Raw genomic sequence first — 17163 nt, forward strand, 5'->3', positions numbered from 1 at the left:
GATCTACGGATTTTCGCCGTGCTACGAAATTAATCACATGTTGGCCAGTTAAGAGAATACTACCATGTTAAAATGATAATTAGTTATATTTTTTCTGACTTTGCAACAGAACCATAAAAAACCTACAACCACGCGGGTTATAGGCTACATAGTGGAGACGGCGGGATTCGAACCCGCGTCCAGAGGTCCTGATACAAATGTTTCTACGTGTGTAGTCTATCTTAAAATTTCGCACAACGAACGGTGACAGACAACCAACGTTGTACTAGTTTGATTCGTCTCTTCTGAATGAACTTCAAACGGCAGCCATTCAGCGTATCCTACTAAGGTTGAATCACGTTAATCGCACATAGGCGATGCGATTAGGTGATGCAGAGTGCTATTACGCAGCTGCTGCTAAATTATTGTTTGATTTGCCAGTTATTATAAACTGAGTGTGTTGTTGCGGAGACAACCCTCCGACACGCTTCATGAGCTCTGGGGACCCCTGTCGAATCCAAGAACGTCCCCATAATAGTATTAATCAAACAATTAGGCTTTAGAAGCGATAGTACCTATAAAGTCCCCATCGCTTCCATACCAATTTTTTCAACAGTACATTATATGATATCAAATCTTTACATTTTTAGCAATTTATTAACAGTATTAATAACGGTCCTTCATAGCTCGATCCATATCACGTTTAACCGCTTTTTCTTTAAGCGCTTGACGTTTATCGTATTTCTTCTTACCACGCGCTACGCCTAATAGAACTTTACAAACGCCATGTTTCAGATACAACTTCAATGGGATTATTGAATACCCGATTTCTCTTGTTTGTTCGCCTAGCTTTAAGATTTCGCGTTTGTGTAGTAATAATTTTCGGTGACGTCTAGGATCGTGATTATATCGATTACCTTCTTCATAAGGCGCGATATGCATGTTATGAAGATGAATTTCACCGTGCTTAACTTGCGCGAACGCATCTTTTAAGTTTGCGCTACCACGGCGAATGGATTTAATTTCTGTACCTTGTAACCGAATGCCCGCTTCAATCGTCGACTCGATGTTATAGTCATGTCTTGCTTTACGATTGACTGCTAAAGTACCTTTGGTGTTTTTCTTTTTTGGCATTGGTCTCACCTCTTGTCGTTATTTTTTCTTCTTACGCGCTTTCTTTTTTATCTTTTTATCTTTGTAAAAAGGCTTGTTATTTGTCTTAGCCTCTTTTTCGCGTTGTCTTCTATTTTTACCTTTACGTTGTTTCTTTTTCTTCTTTTTTTTACCGTTTTGATCTTTATCAAAGACTTTTCCACGAGATTTAACCTGAATGGTCTTACCACGTGCAGGTCGTTCTGATTTCTTTTCTTTTGGTAAAGGCATACCTACTACTTGGAAATCAATGTCACGTTCATCAACATCTACGTGTGTAACTTTAATCTTAACGGGGTCACCAATTCTAAACACTTTAGCTTCGTGTTCCCCTACTAAAGCCATTTGTCTCTCATCGAAATGATAATAATCGTCTGTCATATTTGTAATATGAACCATACCTTCAATCGTATTCGGTAATTCGACGAACATACCGAAACTCATTACAGAACTAACGATACCTTCGAATTCTTCACCGATGTGCTGAATCATATACTCGGCCTTCTTAAGCTCATCTGTATCACGTTCAGCATCTACGGCACGACGTTCACGATTTGAAGTGTGTTCGGCAATTTGTGGTAGCATGTCTTCCCACTTACGTTGCGCTTTACCGTCCATAGACTTCTCGATTAAATATTTACGGATCAGACGATGAACGATTAAGTCAGGGTAACGACGAATTGGCGATGTGAAATGCGTGTAGTAGTCTGCCGCTAGACCAAAGTGTCCTAAGTTATCTTGGTTATAGTGTGCCTGTTGCATTGAACGAAGCATCATTGTTGAAATAACCATATCTTCTGGACGACCTTCAACTTCTTGGTTAATAGCTTGTAACGTACTTGGGTGAATGTCTTCACCTGTACCGCGAATCATAATACCGAAATTCGTTATGAAGTCGAAGAACGTATTTAAACGTTCAGATTTCGGTTGTTCATGGACACGGTAGATGAATGGTACTTCCATTTTGTTAAAATGCTGCGCAATTGTTTCGTTAGCAGCTAACATAAATGATTCAATAAGACGTTCACCTTTGCCACGTTCACGCAGTTTAATATCTGTAGGCAAGCCTTCTTCATTTACAAGGACTTTTGCTTCACTGATATCAAAATCAATTTCGCCACGACGTTTACGCATTTGAATTAACGTATTAGAAAGTTCTTGCGCTAAATCTAACATCGGCGTTAAATCTTTGTACTCAGCACGTGTTTCAGGATCTTTGTCCGTGATGATCTTATTAACGGCGTCGTACGTCATTCGATAGTTTGAATGGATGACACTATCAAAGATCTTATGATTAACGATTTCGCCCTTTTGGTTAATTTCCATCTGACAACTTAGTGTTAGACGGTCTACCTCAGGATTCAGTGAACAGATACCGTTACTTAAACGATGTGGAATCATTGGAATTACTCGGTCTACAAGATACACACTTGTACCTCGATCGTATGCTTCTTGATCTAAAGGTGAGCCTTCTTTCACATAATAGCTCACGTCCGCGATACTAACAGTTAATTGTGTATTACCATTGCTTAACTTCTTCACAGCAATCGCATCGTCCAAGTCTTTAGCGTCTGCGCCGTCAATCGTAATTGTAAGTTCATCACGTAAATCTGTACGTCCTTCAATCTCGTCAGGCGCAATTGTTTCTGGAACTTTTTTAGCTTCTTTTAAGACTTCATCAGGGAATTCTATTTCGATTCCATGTTGATAGATAATCGATAAGATATCTACGCCTGGGTCATTTTTGTGGCCAAGTATAGCTGAAACCTGACCTTCAGGATTACTTGTACTATCGGCGTATTTCGTAATTTGTGTAAGCACTTTATGACCATCAACCGCACCTAAGTTATGACCTTTAGGAATAAAGATATCATGCATGATACGTTTATCATCAGGTAATACGAAACCGAAGTTTTTCGCTTCGCTGTAAGTACCCACGACTTGTTTAACTGAATGGTTTTCTATTGATTTAACTTCGCCCTCTAACTTACCTTTATGACTACCACGTGACTTTGATACTTGAACAAGTACTGTATCGCCATCCATCGCGCGATTGATTTTATTAGGCGGAATGAAGATATCTTCTTGGCCTTCTTCTTCTGGTCTTAAAAAGGCAAATCCTTTTTTATTTTGGCTTAACGTTCCTCTAATGAGTCCAGGGCGTTCTTTCTCCTTTTGATAAAGGTCTTTCTTTGTTCTTGAAATTAACCCTGATTGCTCTAATTCAACTAATACTTTAATTAAATCTCTGAATGAATCTGCACTACTTAACATGAGCTCGTCTTGGAAATTAGAAACAGACATTGGCTCATAATCTGGTCTATTAATGATTGCTTTTACTTCTTCTTTTAAATCCATACTTGCCCCTCCTTTCTATTTATCTCTCAAAATGTTGTTATTCGGACCAATCTAATGATTCTAAGAAGTTATATACGTCTTCAAATACTTGTTCTTTTTCTTTATCGATTGTAATAACATGACCTGAGTTTTCGTACCATTTAATGGACTTTTCATCAGAGTCACTCTCTTCATAGATGACATTAGCTGAATCTGTATTAATCATCTTGTCTTGTTTCGCTTGTACAACAAATAAAGGATCGAATACTTCGTCTACGTGGTCGCGAACGTCTTGAATCGTTTCTTGTAATTCCTTTAACGTATTTGTAGGATGGAAAGCTTCCATTTCTTTCTCAATCGTTGCTTCATCCTTACCTTCATACTTCTTAAAGTTACGTGCGTACTCTAACACGCCTTCAAACATCGCACCTTCAGTCTTAAGGTACATAGGTGAACACATTGTAACAATACCCTTAACATCACGATTTAAGCTTAACTTAAGGGCGTACACACCGCCTAATGAAAGACCGGCTACTGCGATTTCGTCATAGCCTTGTTCGACTAGATAATCGTAACCATCTAATGCATTCTTGTACCACACATGCGGGCTTGATTCTAGAATTTCTTCAGGTGGTGCTGCATGACCTTCATAATGAGGTGCATGTGACGTATAGCCTTTCTTCTGTAGGTAACGCCCTAGTTGTCTAACGTCCGATGAATTACCTGTGAATCCATGTAATAATAATACTGCACGTTTTCCCTCTTCAAAAAAGAATGGTTTAGGTAATTGAATCTTCATATGTCTCGTCCCTTCCTTAACGCTTACTTTTATTTTATCTTTTAATGTTAAAGCCTTACAAATAAAAAAGCCCGACGAGAATCAGTCGGACCTTACAATTTAAAGTATGTTATACCTAACATAAGCAAGAAGAATAATATCGAAAGAATCACTGTAACTCTATGCAAGAACAGATCAACGCCACGTTGCTTTTGCTTTCCAAATAGTTGTTCGGAACCACCACTAATGGCACCTGATAAACCATTACTTTTACCTTCTTGGAGTAATACAACTGTGATTAATGCAATACAGTCAATAATGAGCAATACCGTAAGTAATGTATGCATGTGATTGTCCTCCATTCGTTATATACGTGTGGAATTATACCATAACGTTCCCATTTGGGCAACATTGTTAAAATTATGGTACGATTCTAATCTTGGAAACCTTTTTTGTGTTTAATTGCAACCATGAGCACGTAAATGAACATCACGATTGATAATAAGATTACAATCACGTATGGAATTAGTGCTAAGAAAGATTTAACTGCGATAATGCTTGTATAAAGTTGCGGTGGGTTAACGAGCGCGATAAATAATTGTGAAAAGTAAATCGCTAGCATAAACCACCATAAATATTTGTGCTTACTAAAAAAGGCAAGAATACCTGTTAAATTCGCTAAAATAAATAAAATTCCTGACATCGTGAAACTGTTGACGATGTTATGTGCAGCAGCGTCAGTTCCGTTAACCTTTGACTGATTTAACATTTCTTTAGCTACAGTAGTGTCTGTAATAAAGAAGTGATGGGTGATCAGACATAACGCCATTATCACGGAGGTTATTCCAATGATTTTAGCTGACTTAAGTATCTTTTGGTAATGAGTTGCGCTTTCCATAGACGTACTCCTTTAAATAAGTTCAAGTATCATTATAACAGTTATAGAGTAAATTGGATAATCTCACATATTTTGGGTGAATGGTTGTGACAAGGAGTTGGAGTGACAATGAGTCCTTGTTACATTGTTTGCATCAGTCTTTGTAATATAGCTTCCTTATTATATTGTTTACGCCAGTCTTTGTAACATGGCTTCCTTGTTATATTGTTTACGCCAGTCTTTGTAACATGGCTTCCTTGTTACATTGTTTGTCTCAGTCTTTGTAACATGGCGCCCTTGTTACATTGTTTGTCTCAGTCTTTGTAATAAGGAAAATTTTCGAGATCGAAAATTTATCATTATTTAAATCATAGGTGTAAATTTTGATTTGGATTTCTATCTGGTAACGGGGTCATTATGCGATTGTTTCTAATTTCTTTCGCATAACGGATCTCTTATGCGATTGTTTTTATTTTCTTTCGCATAACGGACCCCTTATGCGATTGTTTTTATTTTCTTTCGCGTAACGAACCCGTTATGCGATTGTTTCTAATTTCTTTCGCGTAACGACGCCCTTATGCGATTGTTTTATTTTTCTTTCGCGTAACGGACCCGTTATACGATTGTTTCTAATTTCTTTCGCATAATGGCGTCGTCCATCTTGCTTTCATTTTCAAAAAAGAAAAAGACGTGCTATGAAGCACGCCTTTACAGGAAAATTATCTTATTTGTTTAAGTTATAGAATGAATCTAAACCAGCGTAAACTGCTGTTTCGTATAGTTCATCTTCGATACGTAATAATTGGTTGTATTTCGCAACACGGTCTGTACGTGAAGGTGCACCAGTCTTGATTTGACCAGCGTTTGTAGCTACAGCAATGTCAGCGATTGTTGTATCTTCAGTTTCACCTGAACGGTGTGATACGACTGCAGTATAACCAGCACGTTTAGCCATTTCGATAGCGTTGAATGTTTCTGTTAATGTACCGATTTGGTTAACTTTGATTAAAATTGAGTTGCCTACACCTTCGTTAATACCACGTTCTAAGATTTCAGTGTTTGTAACGAATAGGTCATCGCCTACTAATTGAACACGATCACCGATGCGTTCAGTTAATAATTTGTGACCTTCCCAATCGTTTTCGTCTAAGCCGTCTTCGATTGAGATGATTGGATATTTCTCGATAAGTTCTTCGTACCAATCAACCATTTCAGAAGCTGACTTAACAACACCTTCACCTTTAAGATTGTAGTTGTTATTATCTTTGTCATAGAATTCTGAAGACGCTGCGTCCATAGCTAAGCGTACTTCTTCGCCAGGTTTGTAACCAGCTTTTTCGATGGCAGAAACGATTGTTGATAAAGCTTCTTCGTTTGAACCTAGGTCTGGTGCGAAACCACCTTCGTCACCAACAGCTGTGTTTAAACCTTTGTCGGCTAATACAGATTTTAATGCATGGAAGATTTCTGCGCCCATACGTAATGCTTCTTTAAAGCTTTGAGCACCTACAGGCATAATCATAAATTCTTGGATGTCTACGTTGTTATCAGCGTGCTCGCCACCATTAACAATGTTCATCATAGGTACTGGTAATTGCTCACCATTGAATCCACCTAAATATTTATATAATGGTTGACCTAAGAAGTCAGCAGCAGCACGAGCTGTTGCGATAGAAACACCTAAAATTGCGTTAGCTCCTAATTTACCTTTATTGTCTGTGCCATCTAATTGAATCATCATTTTGTCGATAGATACTTGTTCTAAAGCTGAAAATTCACCTTCAACAATTTCTGGTGCAATGATTTCGTTAACGTTCTCAACTGCTTTTTGAACGCCTTTACCTAAGTAACGGTCTTTGTCTCCATCACGTAATTCTACAGCTTCATATTCACCAGTTGAAGCACCTGATGGTACTAATGCACGTCCGAATGCACCGCTTTCAGTTAATACTTCAACTTCTACAGTTGGGTTTCCACGAGAATCAAGTACTTCGCGAGCATAAACATCTGTAATAATAGGCATAATTTTAATCTCCTTTTGTTAAGTTGTGTTCTTTCATTATAACTTTATTTCAAAGTTTAATAAATCATTTTACTACTTGATTAAAGATTCACCTGTCATATCTTCAGGTTGATCGACTTTTAATAATGTTAATAGCGTTGGTGCTAAGTCACCTAACTTACCAGTTTCACGAAGTGTCACGCCTTCTTCAGTTACAATTACTGGTACTGGATTAGTAGTGTGTGTCGTCATCGGTTGATCGTCATCTGTAAGAACCTCATCAGAGTTACCGTGGTCAGCTGTAATAATCGCTTTACCACCCATATCAAGAATACGGTCAACGACTTCACCTAAACATTCATCTACCGCTTCAATCGCTTTAATTGTAGGTTCTAGTTTACCGCTGTGCCCTACCATATCAGGGTTAGCAAAGTTTAAGATAACAAGGTCTAAGTCACCTTTATCAAGTTCGCTGAGTAACGTATCTTTGACTTCATAAACACTCATTTCAGGCTTTAAGTCATACGTTGCGACTTTTGGTGAGTCAATTAAGCATCTACGTTCGCCTTCGAATTCTTCATTACGACCACCACTCATAAAGTACGTTACATGAGGGTACTTTTCAGTCTCAGCGATACGTAATTGTGTAAGGTTGTTATCTTGAGCAACTTCACCAATTGTATTTTTTAAATCGACTTTATCGAAGACAACTTTTGCATCGACATCATCGTTATATTTCGTAAATGTTGCGTAGTAAAGATTGTTAACTTGTTCGACTTCAAATCCATCAAACGCTTTATTTGTAAAGATTTCAGAAAGTTGTCCGGCACGGTCTGGTCTAAAGTTATAGAAGATAACGGCGTCACCATCATCAATACCTTGATTTTGACCTTCTACGATAAATGGCTCTACGAATTCATCCGTAACATCTTGATCGTAGTTCGCTTGAACACCTTCTTTTGCTGAAGTGAACTTAGGTCCTTCAAAACCACGAATTGCGTTATAGGCCTTTTCCTCACGGTCCCAACGCTTATCACGGTCCATCGCATAATAACGACCAGAAACGGATGCGAAAGTGCCGATACCAATTTCCTCAAACTGTTTCTCTGCTTCTTCAATATATTTAAGTGCAGATTTTTGATCAACGTCACGACCATCTAAGAACGCGTGCACGTATACTTGGTCGAGACCTTCCTTCTTAGCAAGTTTCAGAATAGCGAATAAGTGGTTGAAGTGACTGTGCACACCACCATCTGATAATAAACCGAAGACGTGTAAGTGTGATTGATTGCTTGTCACATGACCAACCGCTTCGTTTAACACGTCATTTTCGTAAAAGTCACCATCTTCAATAGACTTATTAATGCGCGTTAAACTTTGGTAAACAACACGTCCTGCACCAATATTCATGTGACCAACTTCAGAGTTACCCATTTGACCTTCAGGTAAGCCGACAGCTAAACCACTCGCTTCAATTTGAGTCGTTGGGAATTTCTCATAATAGCGGTCAAAGTTTGGCTTATGTGCTTGTTTAACAGCATTACCATGTTCACTTTCGCGATTCGCAAACCCATCTAAAATGATGAGTGCTACAGGTTGTTTAGCCATATTATTTAGCACCTTCTAACAAGCCAACGAAATCTTCAACTTTAAGTGAAGCGCCGCCAACTAAAGCACCGTCGATGTCTGATTTAGCCATAAATTCTTTAATGTTAGCTGGTTTAACGCTACCACCGTATTGTAAGCGTACTTCATTCGAAATATCTTCTGATGTGATATCTGCGATTGTTTGACGAATTGCTGCGCACATTTCATTTGCGTCGTCAGCATTTGCTGATTTACCTGTACCGATTGCCCATACTGGTTCGTACGCAATTACAACTTGTTTCACTTGTTCTTCAAATAAACCTTCTAATGCCTTTTTAACTTGGTCAGCTACAACGTCGTTAGCTTTACCATTTTCACGCTCTTCATCTGATTCACCAACACAAATGATAGGTGTCATATTATGATTGAATACAGCGTGCGCTTTCTTATTCACTTCTTCATCAGTTTCGTGAAATAGGCTTCTACGCTCAGAATGACCTAACACGACATAGCTGATGCCTAAATCTTCAAGTGCATGAGGAGATGTTTCTCCAGTAAAAGCCCCTTCGTCTTCGAAGTAAGCATTTTGAGCACCAATTTTAAGGTTTTTCGCAACGCCTTCTTTAGATAAAGTCACTAAAGCGTCAAGTTGAATTGTTGGCGCACATACCACTGATTCTACTTCGTTTTGGTCTGGTAATTCTGGTAAATCTTTCATGAACGATTTCGCTTCTGATACAGTTTTATGCATTTTCCAGTTACCTGCAATAATTGGTTTTCTCACAATTAACACTCCTTAACTCATTATTTATTCGCGATAGATTTAATACCTGGTAACGTTTTACCTTCTAAATATTCTAATGACGCACCGCCACCAGTTGAGATGTGTGTAAAGTCATCTTCAAATCCAAGTTCCATTGCAGCAGCTGCTGAGTCACCGCCACCAATGATTGTAGTCGCGTCTTTTAATTCAGCGATTGCTTCGCATACACCGATTGTACCTTTAGCAAAGTTACTAAATTCAAATACACCCATAGGGCCGTTCCATACTACTGTGTTTGCACCTTCTAATTCTTGTTTAAATGCTTCTACAGTTTTAGGACCGATATCTAAGCCTTGTTGATCTTCAGGCATTTCATCTACTGAAACTTCTGTAATTTCAGCATCGTTTGAAAATTCTTTTGCACATTTAGCGTCAACTGGTAAATAAATTTTGTCACCAGCACGGTCTAATAAGTCTTTAGCAAAATCAATTTTTTCTTCTTCAAGTAATGATTTACCAATTTCTTTACCTTGTGCTTTTAAGAATGTGTAAGCCATACCGCCACCGATTAGGATTTTATCTGCAACGTTAAGTAAACTTTCGATAACGTCAATTTTATCTGAAACTTTAGCGCCACCTAAGATTGCGACTAATGGTTTGTCAGGGTTCTCAACTACGCCACCGATAAACTTGATTTCTTTTTCCATTAAGAAACCAGCAGCAGAATCTAAATTACTTGCAACACCTACGTTTGAAGCATGTTCACGGTGTGCTGTACCGAAAGCATCGTTGACAAATACATCACCTAATGATGCCCAATATTTACCTAATTCTGGTTCGTTTTTAGATTCTTTTTTACCATCTAAATCTTCGAAACGTGTATTTTCAAATAGTAATACATCGCCCTCTTCTAAAGATTTGATTGCTGATTCAAGTTTGTCACCACGAGTTTCAGGAACGAATGTAACGTCTTTGTTTAATTTTTCAGAAAGTCTTGTTGCTACAGGTTTTAATGTTAACTTTTCTTTGTCACTTTCTTCTTTGACCTTTCCTAAATGAGAAAATAGAACAACTTTACCGCCTTGCTCCATAATGTATTCAATTGTTGGTAAAGCTTGAACGATACGATTATCGTTTGTGATTTCGCCATCTTTCATAGGAACGTTGAAATCTGCTCGAACTAGAACAGTCTTTCCTTTTAAGTCTAAATCAGTTACAACCTTTTTGGCCATCTTAAAAATCCTCCTCATAATGGTTAATGCTAATAAAAATAAGCGGAGAAGCGTATTTTGCTCCCCGCTTACTCAAAAGCTTATTTAGTATTTAGGAGACGTTTCTCATAAATCTAAATGAAATTATTTACTTTGATCTGCTAAGTACTCAAGTGTACGAACAAGTTGTGCTGTATAAGACATTTCATTGTCGTACCATGAAGCTACTTTAACTAATTGGCGGTCGCCAACAGTCATTACACGTGTTTGTGTAGCATCGAACATCGCACCGAAAGTCATACCAACGATGTCAGATGAAACGATTTCATCTTCAGTATAACCGAAAGATTCGTTTGTTGCATTTTTCATAGCTTGGTTAACTTGTTCTGCAGTAACTTCTTTCTCTAGAACAACTGTTAATTCAGTGATTGAACCAGTTGCAACAGGTACACGTTGCGCTCCACCATCTAATTTACCATCAATTTCAGGAATAACTAAACCGATTGCTTTTGCAGCACCAGTTGAGTTAGGGATAATGTTTTCCGCAGCAGCACGTGCACGGCGTTTATCTTTTTTATGAGGAGAATCTTGCGTATTTTGGTCACCAGTGTAAGCGTGAATTGTAGTCATTAAACCTTCAACAATACCGAATTCATCGTGAAGTGTTTTAGCAACAGGTGCTAATGAGTTCGTTGTACAAGAAGCACCTGAAACGACTGTTTCAGAACCGTCTAATTCTTCGTGGTTCACGTTATAAACGATCGTTTTCATATCGCCTTTACCTGGTGCTGAGATAAGCACTTTTTTAGCTCCAGCTTCGATGTGCGCTTCCGCTTTTTCTTTCTCTGTAAATAAACCAGTACATTCTAATACAACGTCTACTTCAAAGTCTTTCCAAGGTAATTTGCTTGGATCTGCTTCAGATAGAGAATGCACTAATTTACCATTTACACGGAAGCCATCTTCAACGACTTCAACAACCTCAGTAAAGCGTCCTTGCATTGTGTCGTATTTAAGTAAGTGTGCTAACATATCGTCGTCTGTTAAATCGTTAACAGCTACAACCTCGATACCTTCCACATCTTGAATTCTTCTGAATGCTAAACGACCAATTCTTCCAAAACCATTGATTGCTACTTTAACTGCCATTATTAATGGCCTCCTTTTATATGATATTTAAAAAGTATTTCACTTTTTATTGCCAAAATTAAATCATAGACCTTACGGCGCTTTCATCTGTAATGAGTACTGTATTCATAGGTGCAATCGATAAATATGCTTTTATTGCATTACTTTTAGATTTACCCCCTGCGACCGCAAAGATGTTATCTTTATTTTTTAAATCTTCTAACTGTAAACCGATTGTTTTAACTTTATGAACAATCTCACCGTATTGATTAAAGTAATAACCAAACGCTTCGCCTACAGCATTATGATGTTGAAGTTTTTCTATTACATCTTGAGCCGAATGTCTTCTTTTAGCCATTTTCAGCGCATCACCAATGCCGTGTAACGTTATGTTAGAATCTTTAATTTTGTTGACTGTGTTCTTAACTGTAGGTTCGTCCATCAAGTTTAAAAATGTTGTTTCACTAACTTGATCTGGAACATATAAAGTTGTGTAGGTGCCACCAGAATTAATAGCCATCTTTGAACAAATGGTATTCGCTTGGTTTAACACATTTTCACCCAAGCCACCTCGAGCAGGTGTATACATCACTTTAAAAGGTAATTCTCGCATTGCCGTACTTACATAAGACATTGTCGAACCACCAGTGACGGATACAATAGCACCTTCATATAGCGTTGATTCAAGTAACTGACTTGTGACTTTACCTAATTCTGTCTTAACCGTTTCATCGAGATCAGAATCGCCTGGTACAATGTGAACATTCTGAATTTGGTATTTATTTTTAATATGTTCAGCAATTTGATCTAAGTCAGAGTGAATATGAATGTAATCATTCAATTCATCTATGACATGCATACCTTGTTCTGTAACTTCCATACCTGTTGGTTTCACATAGATGAGTTCTTGTGCTTTAAGTAAGTTGGTTTCCGAACGTAAAACACGCTCAGTCACATCCATTATCTCACTTAAACTACGACGACCTACGGGTTGATGTTTCTCTATGGTAGTTAAGATTGAATATCGACGGTACATTTTATCGATTAAATCCGGTACGAGCAGTTGTTGCATCTTGATTAAATCTTCCAAATGTAACACGCCTCCAAATCATTAAAAATAAAATGTGGTCAACTTTTATCCATGGTTTGACATTTTAAGTCCCAGTTGGGACAAAAAAATATAACCTCTTCAAAAGTCATATTACTACTGGTTGCACGTAAAATCAAGTAATATCATAAGTGATTGAACACTTAGTGTAAACATACCATTCCATGAGGTAAATTAAACATTATTGTTAAAAATTGGTTTTTGTGGGAATAGTACCTATACATCAAATGTATAAACAATGATTAAGGGCTTTTCAAACGGTTTATAAAAAGATAATTAAATCGTTTCAAAAAGTTATGTTAAATTAATTAAGCTTATTAAGAGGTGATATTATGTCTAGACGTGACGATGAACCAGAAGTGATCGACCCGGATGATCCAAGATATAGACGTCCAGAGGATTCTAACCGCCGTGATGAGTATCGTGACGATTACCACCGCGAGGATCCATATGGTTATGACGACCGTCAAAGAAATGGTTCTGGCATGTACTACAGTTCATTCGGTTGCATGCCATTCGGCTGCGGCGGTGGAGGTTGTTTAATTTCCATCATTCTATCTATTTTATTAACTTTATTGCTTAATGCATTTAATATCTTCGCATTTTTCTAAACATAAAAAATTAACCTACGTTCCGATAAATGGGTACGTAGGTTTTTTAATGTTCGTATATATTTAGTTTTATGTTCACGTGTTATTTCGTCTCCTTATGTAAGAACTTGATAGTCCAGTTAGTTATTTAAAGCTGTTTCAGCGCTTGATTGTTGGCTGTGTGAATTAGTGTTTGATTCTCGATTAGCCTCACCATTTTGACTAACGTTTGAATTAGCTTGTGATTGTTCATTGTCATTGGATGGCGACTCTGTACTTGATTGATTATCTTCATTTGAATTCGAACCCGTACGTGCTTCAGGACTTTCGCTTGATGGTGATTCTGTAGATGGTGTTTGGTTATTCTCACTAGATGGTGATTCCGTTTCTTGCGACTGACTGTCGTCCTCATTAGATGATGGTTGTTCTGAAGTTTGAGTTTCTGTAGAGTTAGTACGCGTCGTTTCAGAAGAATCATGACCCCCCTCCGTTAGATTCGTTCGAAGGGGCTTGATGATTACCATTTTCATTTGATGGTACTGTTCTTGAACTTTCTTGAGAAGATTCATTTGATGACGCGTCCGATGGTTGCTCTGAAGTTTGAGTTTCAGAAGTTGTTTGTTCTGAGGTTTGTTGTTCTGAAGTTTGTTGTTCCGCTGAAGGAGACTCTTTTCGAGCCTCTTCAGTGGATGCTTGTGTTGAAGATCTTTCTGATGTTTTAGGTTGAGTTGTAGATTTTTCTTCGGTAGATGGTTGTGATGTTTGACGTTCTTCAGTTGAAGGTTGTGTCGTGGCTTTTTCTTCGGTGGATGGTTGTGATGTTTGTTGCTCTTCAGTAGATGGTTCTTTAGATTTAGGTTCTTCTGTCGAAGGTTCTTGAGTTTTTGGTTCTTCGGTTGAAGATTCCTTAGTCTTCTTCTCTTCAGTAGAAGGTTTAGGTGCTTGCTCAGTTGATTTCTCTTTTGTATCATTACGTTTTTGATTTTCTTGTTGTTGTTTCGCTTGTTCCGCTTCTCGTTGTTTTTGAGCCGCTTCTTGTTGTTCACGTTGTTTTTGTTCTTCTTTTTCGCGCGCTTTTTCTTCTTCTAAAGATTTCTTTTTCTCTTTACGCTTTTCTTCTTTTTCCTTTTCCTCTTTTTCTTTCTTCTCTTCAATTTGCTTTTGTTTTAATTTTTCGTCGCCGCGTTTAGACTGGTCAACAAATGAAAATAATGCAAAAGCTAGTCCTATGAGTAAAAGTAATATTACAATTAAACTTAAACATCCAGGCATTTTACTTTTTTTCTTATGATCTGACATGTTTCAAACCCTCGCTTAATTTTTATTTAAATGGCGTTTTAGTATGCAATCAGTTAAACTTTATTATATCAATTAAAACTACTTTTGATAACCTAACGATGAAGAAGTTTTAACCAAGAAAGGCTTGATATGCGTGCAATCAAATGACTTGGATAAACTATTAGATAAGCCAACTCAACAATCATCTCATCGATTAAGAGACATGATGTCAGAAAATGATGACTTCAATCATACTACCCATAAATTCAATTCACATAAACCTTTTCTTATAACGCTGATGTTATTAATATTAGGCGCTATAGGTTATTTAATATTCCTATTCTTTTAGAAAAGCCACACATCTAAGAAATACTTGAAAGTTTCATGATTAAACATGTTTAAAAACGTTTATATATAGTATATATCGTATTTACTTTAACTTGTGAGGTGTGAAGAATGAAACGTATTATTAACATTATCATCCGTGTCGTTGTAACTAAATTTGTAGGTAAAATCGTTAGAAAATTTATGAAGTAGTCAAAATTACGATATTAGAGAAATATACCACCATATCGTATTGTGAATCAACTCTTATTTTATTTATTCATTATTTTATTTAATAAGTAGCGTACTTGGGGAAGAGGCATCATGTGTATCTTCCTCTTTTTTAATCAGTTTCATTTTCAAAAAGAGAGGTGTACGAACACTATGAAAAATGTATTAATAACAGGTGGTACCGGACTTATCGGTAAACAACTTGTCGATAAATTACTTCAACAAGATGTACATGTATATATATTATCTCGCAAAGATCATCAATCCGATCATGGTAGAAAAACATTTATTAATTGGAGTAAAGAAGGCTTTGAACATGAAGTACCTGACATAGATATTGTCATCAATCTAGCTGGCGCTTCACTATTCCAATATTGGACACCTAAAGCACGTCAATCTATTATGATGAGCCGCTTAAAATCAACTCAACGACTTTATGAATTATTTAAAGACCGCAATTACAAACCAGAAGTACTCTTCAATGCAAGTGCGATTGGTTACTATCCCCCTGATGCTTACGAAACTTACACAGAAAGCTTTAAAACTTTACCTTTTGATTTCTTATCAGATGTTGTTTATCAATGGGAACGTACAGCGCAGAAATTTACTAACTTAAACACACGAGTTGTAATGGGTCGTTTTGGTATCGTTCTTTCTCAAAAAGGCGGTGCTTTAGGATTAATGGCTTTACCTTATCGCCTATTTTTAGGTGGCCAACTTGGCTCAGGTAAACAATGGTATTCATGGGTTCACATTGATGATTTAACAGACGCAATCATGCATCTAATCTTTAAATCGAATGGACATGGGCCTTATAACCTAACGGCCCCAATGCCTGAACGCCAGGACTTATTCTGTTACGGCATTGGCCAAACACTGCATAGACCTCATTACACTTATGTTCCAGCACCTTTAATCAGATTAGCTATTGGTAAATTATCTACCATTATACTTGATACGCAAAAAGTGTTACCGAATAGACTTTCAGCAGAAGGATTCAAATTTAAGTATCCTAATATTAAAATCGCATTCAACGACCTATTTAATAAGAAATAAAAAGCATATAAAGGAAATTAAAAGAAAGCGTGAGATTACAATATCCCACGCTTTTTATACATATTTAACAACTTTATCGATAGGTAGTCTCGATGATTCTCTACCAGGTACTTTTTCTTTACCTAACGCAATAATTACAACTGGCTCATATCGTTCTTTATCTAGTCCAAACGTCTCCGCGATATTTTCTTTATCAAAGCCACCGATTGGATTTGAATCATAACCATATGATCGTGCGACTAACATTAATTGCATAGCTACTAAGCTACAATCAATTTTCACAATGTCATTCATTTGAGGTCTCGTTAGGTTCATATAATAGTCTAAAACAGTTGGTAAGAGTTCTTCTTTAACCTCTTGAGGCATAAAACCTTGTTCTACGGCAGAACTATATATTTCCTCACCGTATTCATAGTTCTTCATATCTCCAAATACTATTACCATTGATGCAGAAGTATCCGTTTGACGCGTATTAAATCGCATTAAAGGACGAAGGGTTTCTTTAGCTTCTTGACTTTCTACTACTACAAAACGCCATGGCTGCATATTAACAGACGACGGTGCCTTAGTAGTTTTTCTGATAATTTCATTCATTTCATCGCGAGGTATTTTGACTTCCTCATCAAACACCTTTACCGAACGACGACCTAATACGATATTATCAAAATCATTGTTTGGTAACATCATTGATCCCTCCATTGTCCTAAAGGACTTTATTAATAAAAAATAATTGTTCGTAATTAAATCAAGCTTGATTAAATG

At 37.2% G+C, this 17163-nt stretch carries 16 protein-coding genes and 1 other RNA gene; 2 read left to right on the forward strand and 15 right to left on the reverse strand.

Annotated features, from left to right (window positions below):
* Positions 1–149 precede the first annotated feature (149 nt).
* The 12 genes from ssrA to A33S_RS0105650 form a co-directional block, all read right to left on the reverse strand.
* Positions 150–510: a transfer-messenger RNA gene (gene ssrA, locus A33S_RS11980) on the reverse strand.
* Between the two features lie 135 nt (positions 511–645).
* Positions 646–1113, reverse strand: a complete 468-nt coding sequence (gene smpB / locus A33S_RS0105600) for an SsrA-binding protein SmpB (RefSeq protein WP_009382962.1) — start codon at positions 1111–1113, stop codon at positions 646–648.
* Between the two features lie 18 nt (positions 1114–1131).
* Positions 1132–3489 carry a ribonuclease R gene (gene rnr / locus A33S_RS0105605; RefSeq protein ID WP_009382963.1) on the reverse strand — a complete coding sequence of 786 codons (2358 nt, stop codon included), beginning with the start codon at positions 3487–3489 and terminating at the stop codon, positions 1132–1134.
* A gap of 37 nt (positions 3490–3526) precedes the next feature.
* Positions 3527–4267: an alpha/beta hydrolase gene (locus tag A33S_RS0105610; RefSeq protein ID WP_009382964.1), complete on the reverse strand. Its 741-nt coding sequence runs from the start codon at positions 4265–4267 to the stop codon at positions 3527–3529.
* 92 nt (positions 4268–4359) lie between these two features.
* Positions 4360–4593, reverse strand: a complete 234-nt coding sequence (gene secG, locus A33S_RS0105615; protein ID WP_009382965.1) for a preprotein translocase subunit SecG — start codon at positions 4591–4593, stop codon at positions 4360–4362.
* Between the two features lie 86 nt (positions 4594–4679).
* On the reverse strand, positions 4680–5144 hold the full coding sequence (locus A33S_RS0105620; RefSeq protein ID WP_009382967.1) for a hypothetical protein: 465 nt from the start codon (positions 5142–5144) through the stop codon (positions 4680–4682).
* A gap of 703 nt (positions 5145–5847) precedes the next feature.
* Positions 5848–7146, reverse strand: coding sequence for a phosphopyruvate hydratase (eno, locus tag A33S_RS0105625; protein ID WP_009383031.1), 1299 nt, complete (start codon positions 7144–7146; stop codon positions 5848–5850).
* A gap of 72 nt (positions 7147–7218) precedes the next feature.
* Positions 7219–8733 carry a 2,3-bisphosphoglycerate-independent phosphoglycerate mutase gene (gene gpmI, locus A33S_RS0105630; protein ID WP_009383032.1) on the reverse strand — a complete coding sequence of 505 codons (1515 nt, stop codon included), beginning with the start codon at positions 8731–8733 and terminating at the stop codon, positions 7219–7221.
* Position 8734: 1 nt separating this feature from the next.
* Positions 8735–9496: a triose-phosphate isomerase gene (tpiA, locus tag A33S_RS0105635; RefSeq protein ID WP_009383033.1), complete on the reverse strand. Its 762-nt coding sequence runs from the start codon at positions 9494–9496 to the stop codon at positions 8735–8737.
* A 20-nt stretch (positions 9497–9516) separates the two neighbouring features.
* A complete protein-coding gene (locus A33S_RS0105640; RefSeq protein WP_009383034.1) occupies positions 9517–10707 on the reverse strand; it encodes a phosphoglycerate kinase in 1191 nt (396 codons plus the stop codon).
* A 123-nt stretch (positions 10708–10830) separates the two neighbouring features.
* Positions 10831–11835, reverse strand: coding sequence for a type I glyceraldehyde-3-phosphate dehydrogenase (gene gap / locus A33S_RS0105645; protein WP_009383035.1), 1005 nt, complete (start codon positions 11833–11835; stop codon positions 10831–10833).
* Between the two features lie 58 nt (positions 11836–11893).
* Positions 11894–12904, reverse strand: coding sequence for a sugar-binding transcriptional regulator (locus tag A33S_RS0105650; RefSeq protein ID WP_009383036.1), 1011 nt, complete (start codon positions 12902–12904; stop codon positions 11894–11896).
* Positions 12905–13254: 350 nt separating this feature from the next.
* Between A33S_RS0105650 and A33S_RS0105655 the strand changes: the two genes are divergently transcribed.
* The gene (locus tag A33S_RS0105655; protein WP_009383039.1) at positions 13255–13533 is read left to right on the forward strand and encodes a hypothetical protein; all 279 of its coding nucleotides are present in this window, start codon (positions 13255–13257) and stop codon (positions 13531–13533) included.
* Between the two features lie 119 nt (positions 13534–13652).
* On the opposite strand, the gene A33S_RS0105660 is transcribed toward A33S_RS0105655, so the two are convergent.
* Together A33S_RS0105660 and A33S_RS0105665 are read right to left on the reverse strand one after the other, a co-directional pair.
* Positions 13653–14042, reverse strand: a complete 390-nt coding sequence (locus tag A33S_RS0105660; protein ID WP_009383041.1) for a hypothetical protein — start codon at positions 14040–14042, stop codon at positions 13653–13655.
* The gene (locus A33S_RS0105665; RefSeq protein WP_009383042.1) at positions 13987–14811 is read right to left on the reverse strand and encodes a prolipoprotein diacylglyceryl transferase; all 825 of its coding nucleotides are present in this window, start codon (positions 14809–14811) and stop codon (positions 13987–13989) included. The genes A33S_RS0105660 and A33S_RS0105665 overlap by 56 nt, the downstream gene beginning before the upstream one ends.
* Before the next feature lie 687 nt (positions 14812–15498).
* On the opposite strand from A33S_RS0105665, the gene A33S_RS0105675 reads away from it, so the two are divergent.
* Positions 15499–16401, forward strand: coding sequence for a TIGR01777 family oxidoreductase (locus A33S_RS0105675; protein WP_009383043.1), 903 nt, complete (start codon positions 15499–15501; stop codon positions 16399–16401).
* A 54-nt stretch (positions 16402–16455) separates the two neighbouring features.
* On the opposite strand, the gene A33S_RS0105680 is transcribed toward A33S_RS0105675, so the two are convergent.
* Positions 16456–17085, reverse strand: a complete 630-nt coding sequence (locus A33S_RS0105680) for a nitroreductase family protein (protein ID WP_017176634.1) — start codon at positions 17083–17085, stop codon at positions 16456–16458.
* Positions 17086–17163 lie beyond the last annotated feature (78 nt).

It is taken from the genome of Staphylococcus massiliensis CCUG 55927 (assembly GCF_000298075.1).
Lineage (GTDB): Bacteria > Bacillota > Bacilli > Staphylococcales > Staphylococcaceae > Staphylococcus > Staphylococcus massiliensis.

What these genes read in the sequence shown, in the direction of transcription:
- eno (WP_009383031.1), bottom strand. Translation starts at nt 7,146, where the DNA reads ATGCCTATTATTACAGATGTTTATGCTCGCGAAGTACTTGATTCTCGT.
- A33S_RS0105620 (WP_009382967.1), bottom strand. Translation starts at nt 5,144, where the DNA reads ATGGAAAGCGCAACTCATTACCAAAAGATACTTAAGTCAGCTAAAATC.
- A33S_RS0105610 (WP_009382964.1), bottom strand. Translation starts at nt 4,267, where the DNA reads ATGAAGATTCAATTACCTAAACCATTCTTTTTTGAAGAGGGAAAACGT.
- gap (WP_009383035.1), bottom strand. Translation starts at nt 11,835, where the DNA reads ATGGCAGTTAAAGTAGCAATCAATGGTTTTGGAAGAATTGGTCGTTTA.
- gpmI (WP_009383032.1), bottom strand. Translation starts at nt 8,733, where the DNA reads ATGGCTAAACAACCTGTAGCACTCATCATTTTAGATGGGTTTGCGAAT.
- A33S_RS0105640 (WP_009383034.1), bottom strand. Translation starts at nt 10,707, where the DNA reads ATGGCCAAAAAGGTTGTAACTGATTTAGACTTAAAAGGAAAGACTGTT.
- smpB (WP_009382962.1), bottom strand. Translation starts at nt 1,113, where the DNA reads ATGCCAAAAAAGAAAAACACCAAAGGTACTTTAGCAGTCAATCGTAAA.
- A33S_RS0105675 (WP_009383043.1), top strand. Translation starts at nt 15,499, where the DNA reads ATGAAAAATGTATTAATAACAGGTGGTACCGGACTTATCGGTAAACAA.
- A33S_RS0105680 (WP_017176634.1), bottom strand. Translation starts at nt 17,085, where the DNA reads ATGTTACCAAACAATGATTTTGATAATATCGTATTAGGTCGTCGTTCG.
- A33S_RS0105655 (WP_009383039.1), top strand. Translation starts at nt 13,255, where the DNA reads ATGTCTAGACGTGACGATGAACCAGAAGTGATCGACCCGGATGATCCA.
- A33S_RS0105665 (WP_009383042.1), bottom strand. Translation starts at nt 14,811, where the DNA reads ATGTCAGATCATAAGAAAAAAAGTAAAATGCCTGGATGTTTAAGTTTA.
- rnr (WP_009382963.1), bottom strand. Translation starts at nt 3,489, where the DNA reads ATGGATTTAAAAGAAGAAGTAAAAGCAATCATTAATAGACCAGATTAT.
- A33S_RS0105660 (WP_009383041.1), bottom strand. Translation starts at nt 14,042, where the DNA reads ATGAAAATGGTAATCATCAAGCCCCTTCGAACGAATCTAACGGAGGGG.
- secG (WP_009382965.1), bottom strand. Translation starts at nt 4,593, where the DNA reads ATGCATACATTACTTACGGTATTGCTCATTATTGACTGTATTGCATTA.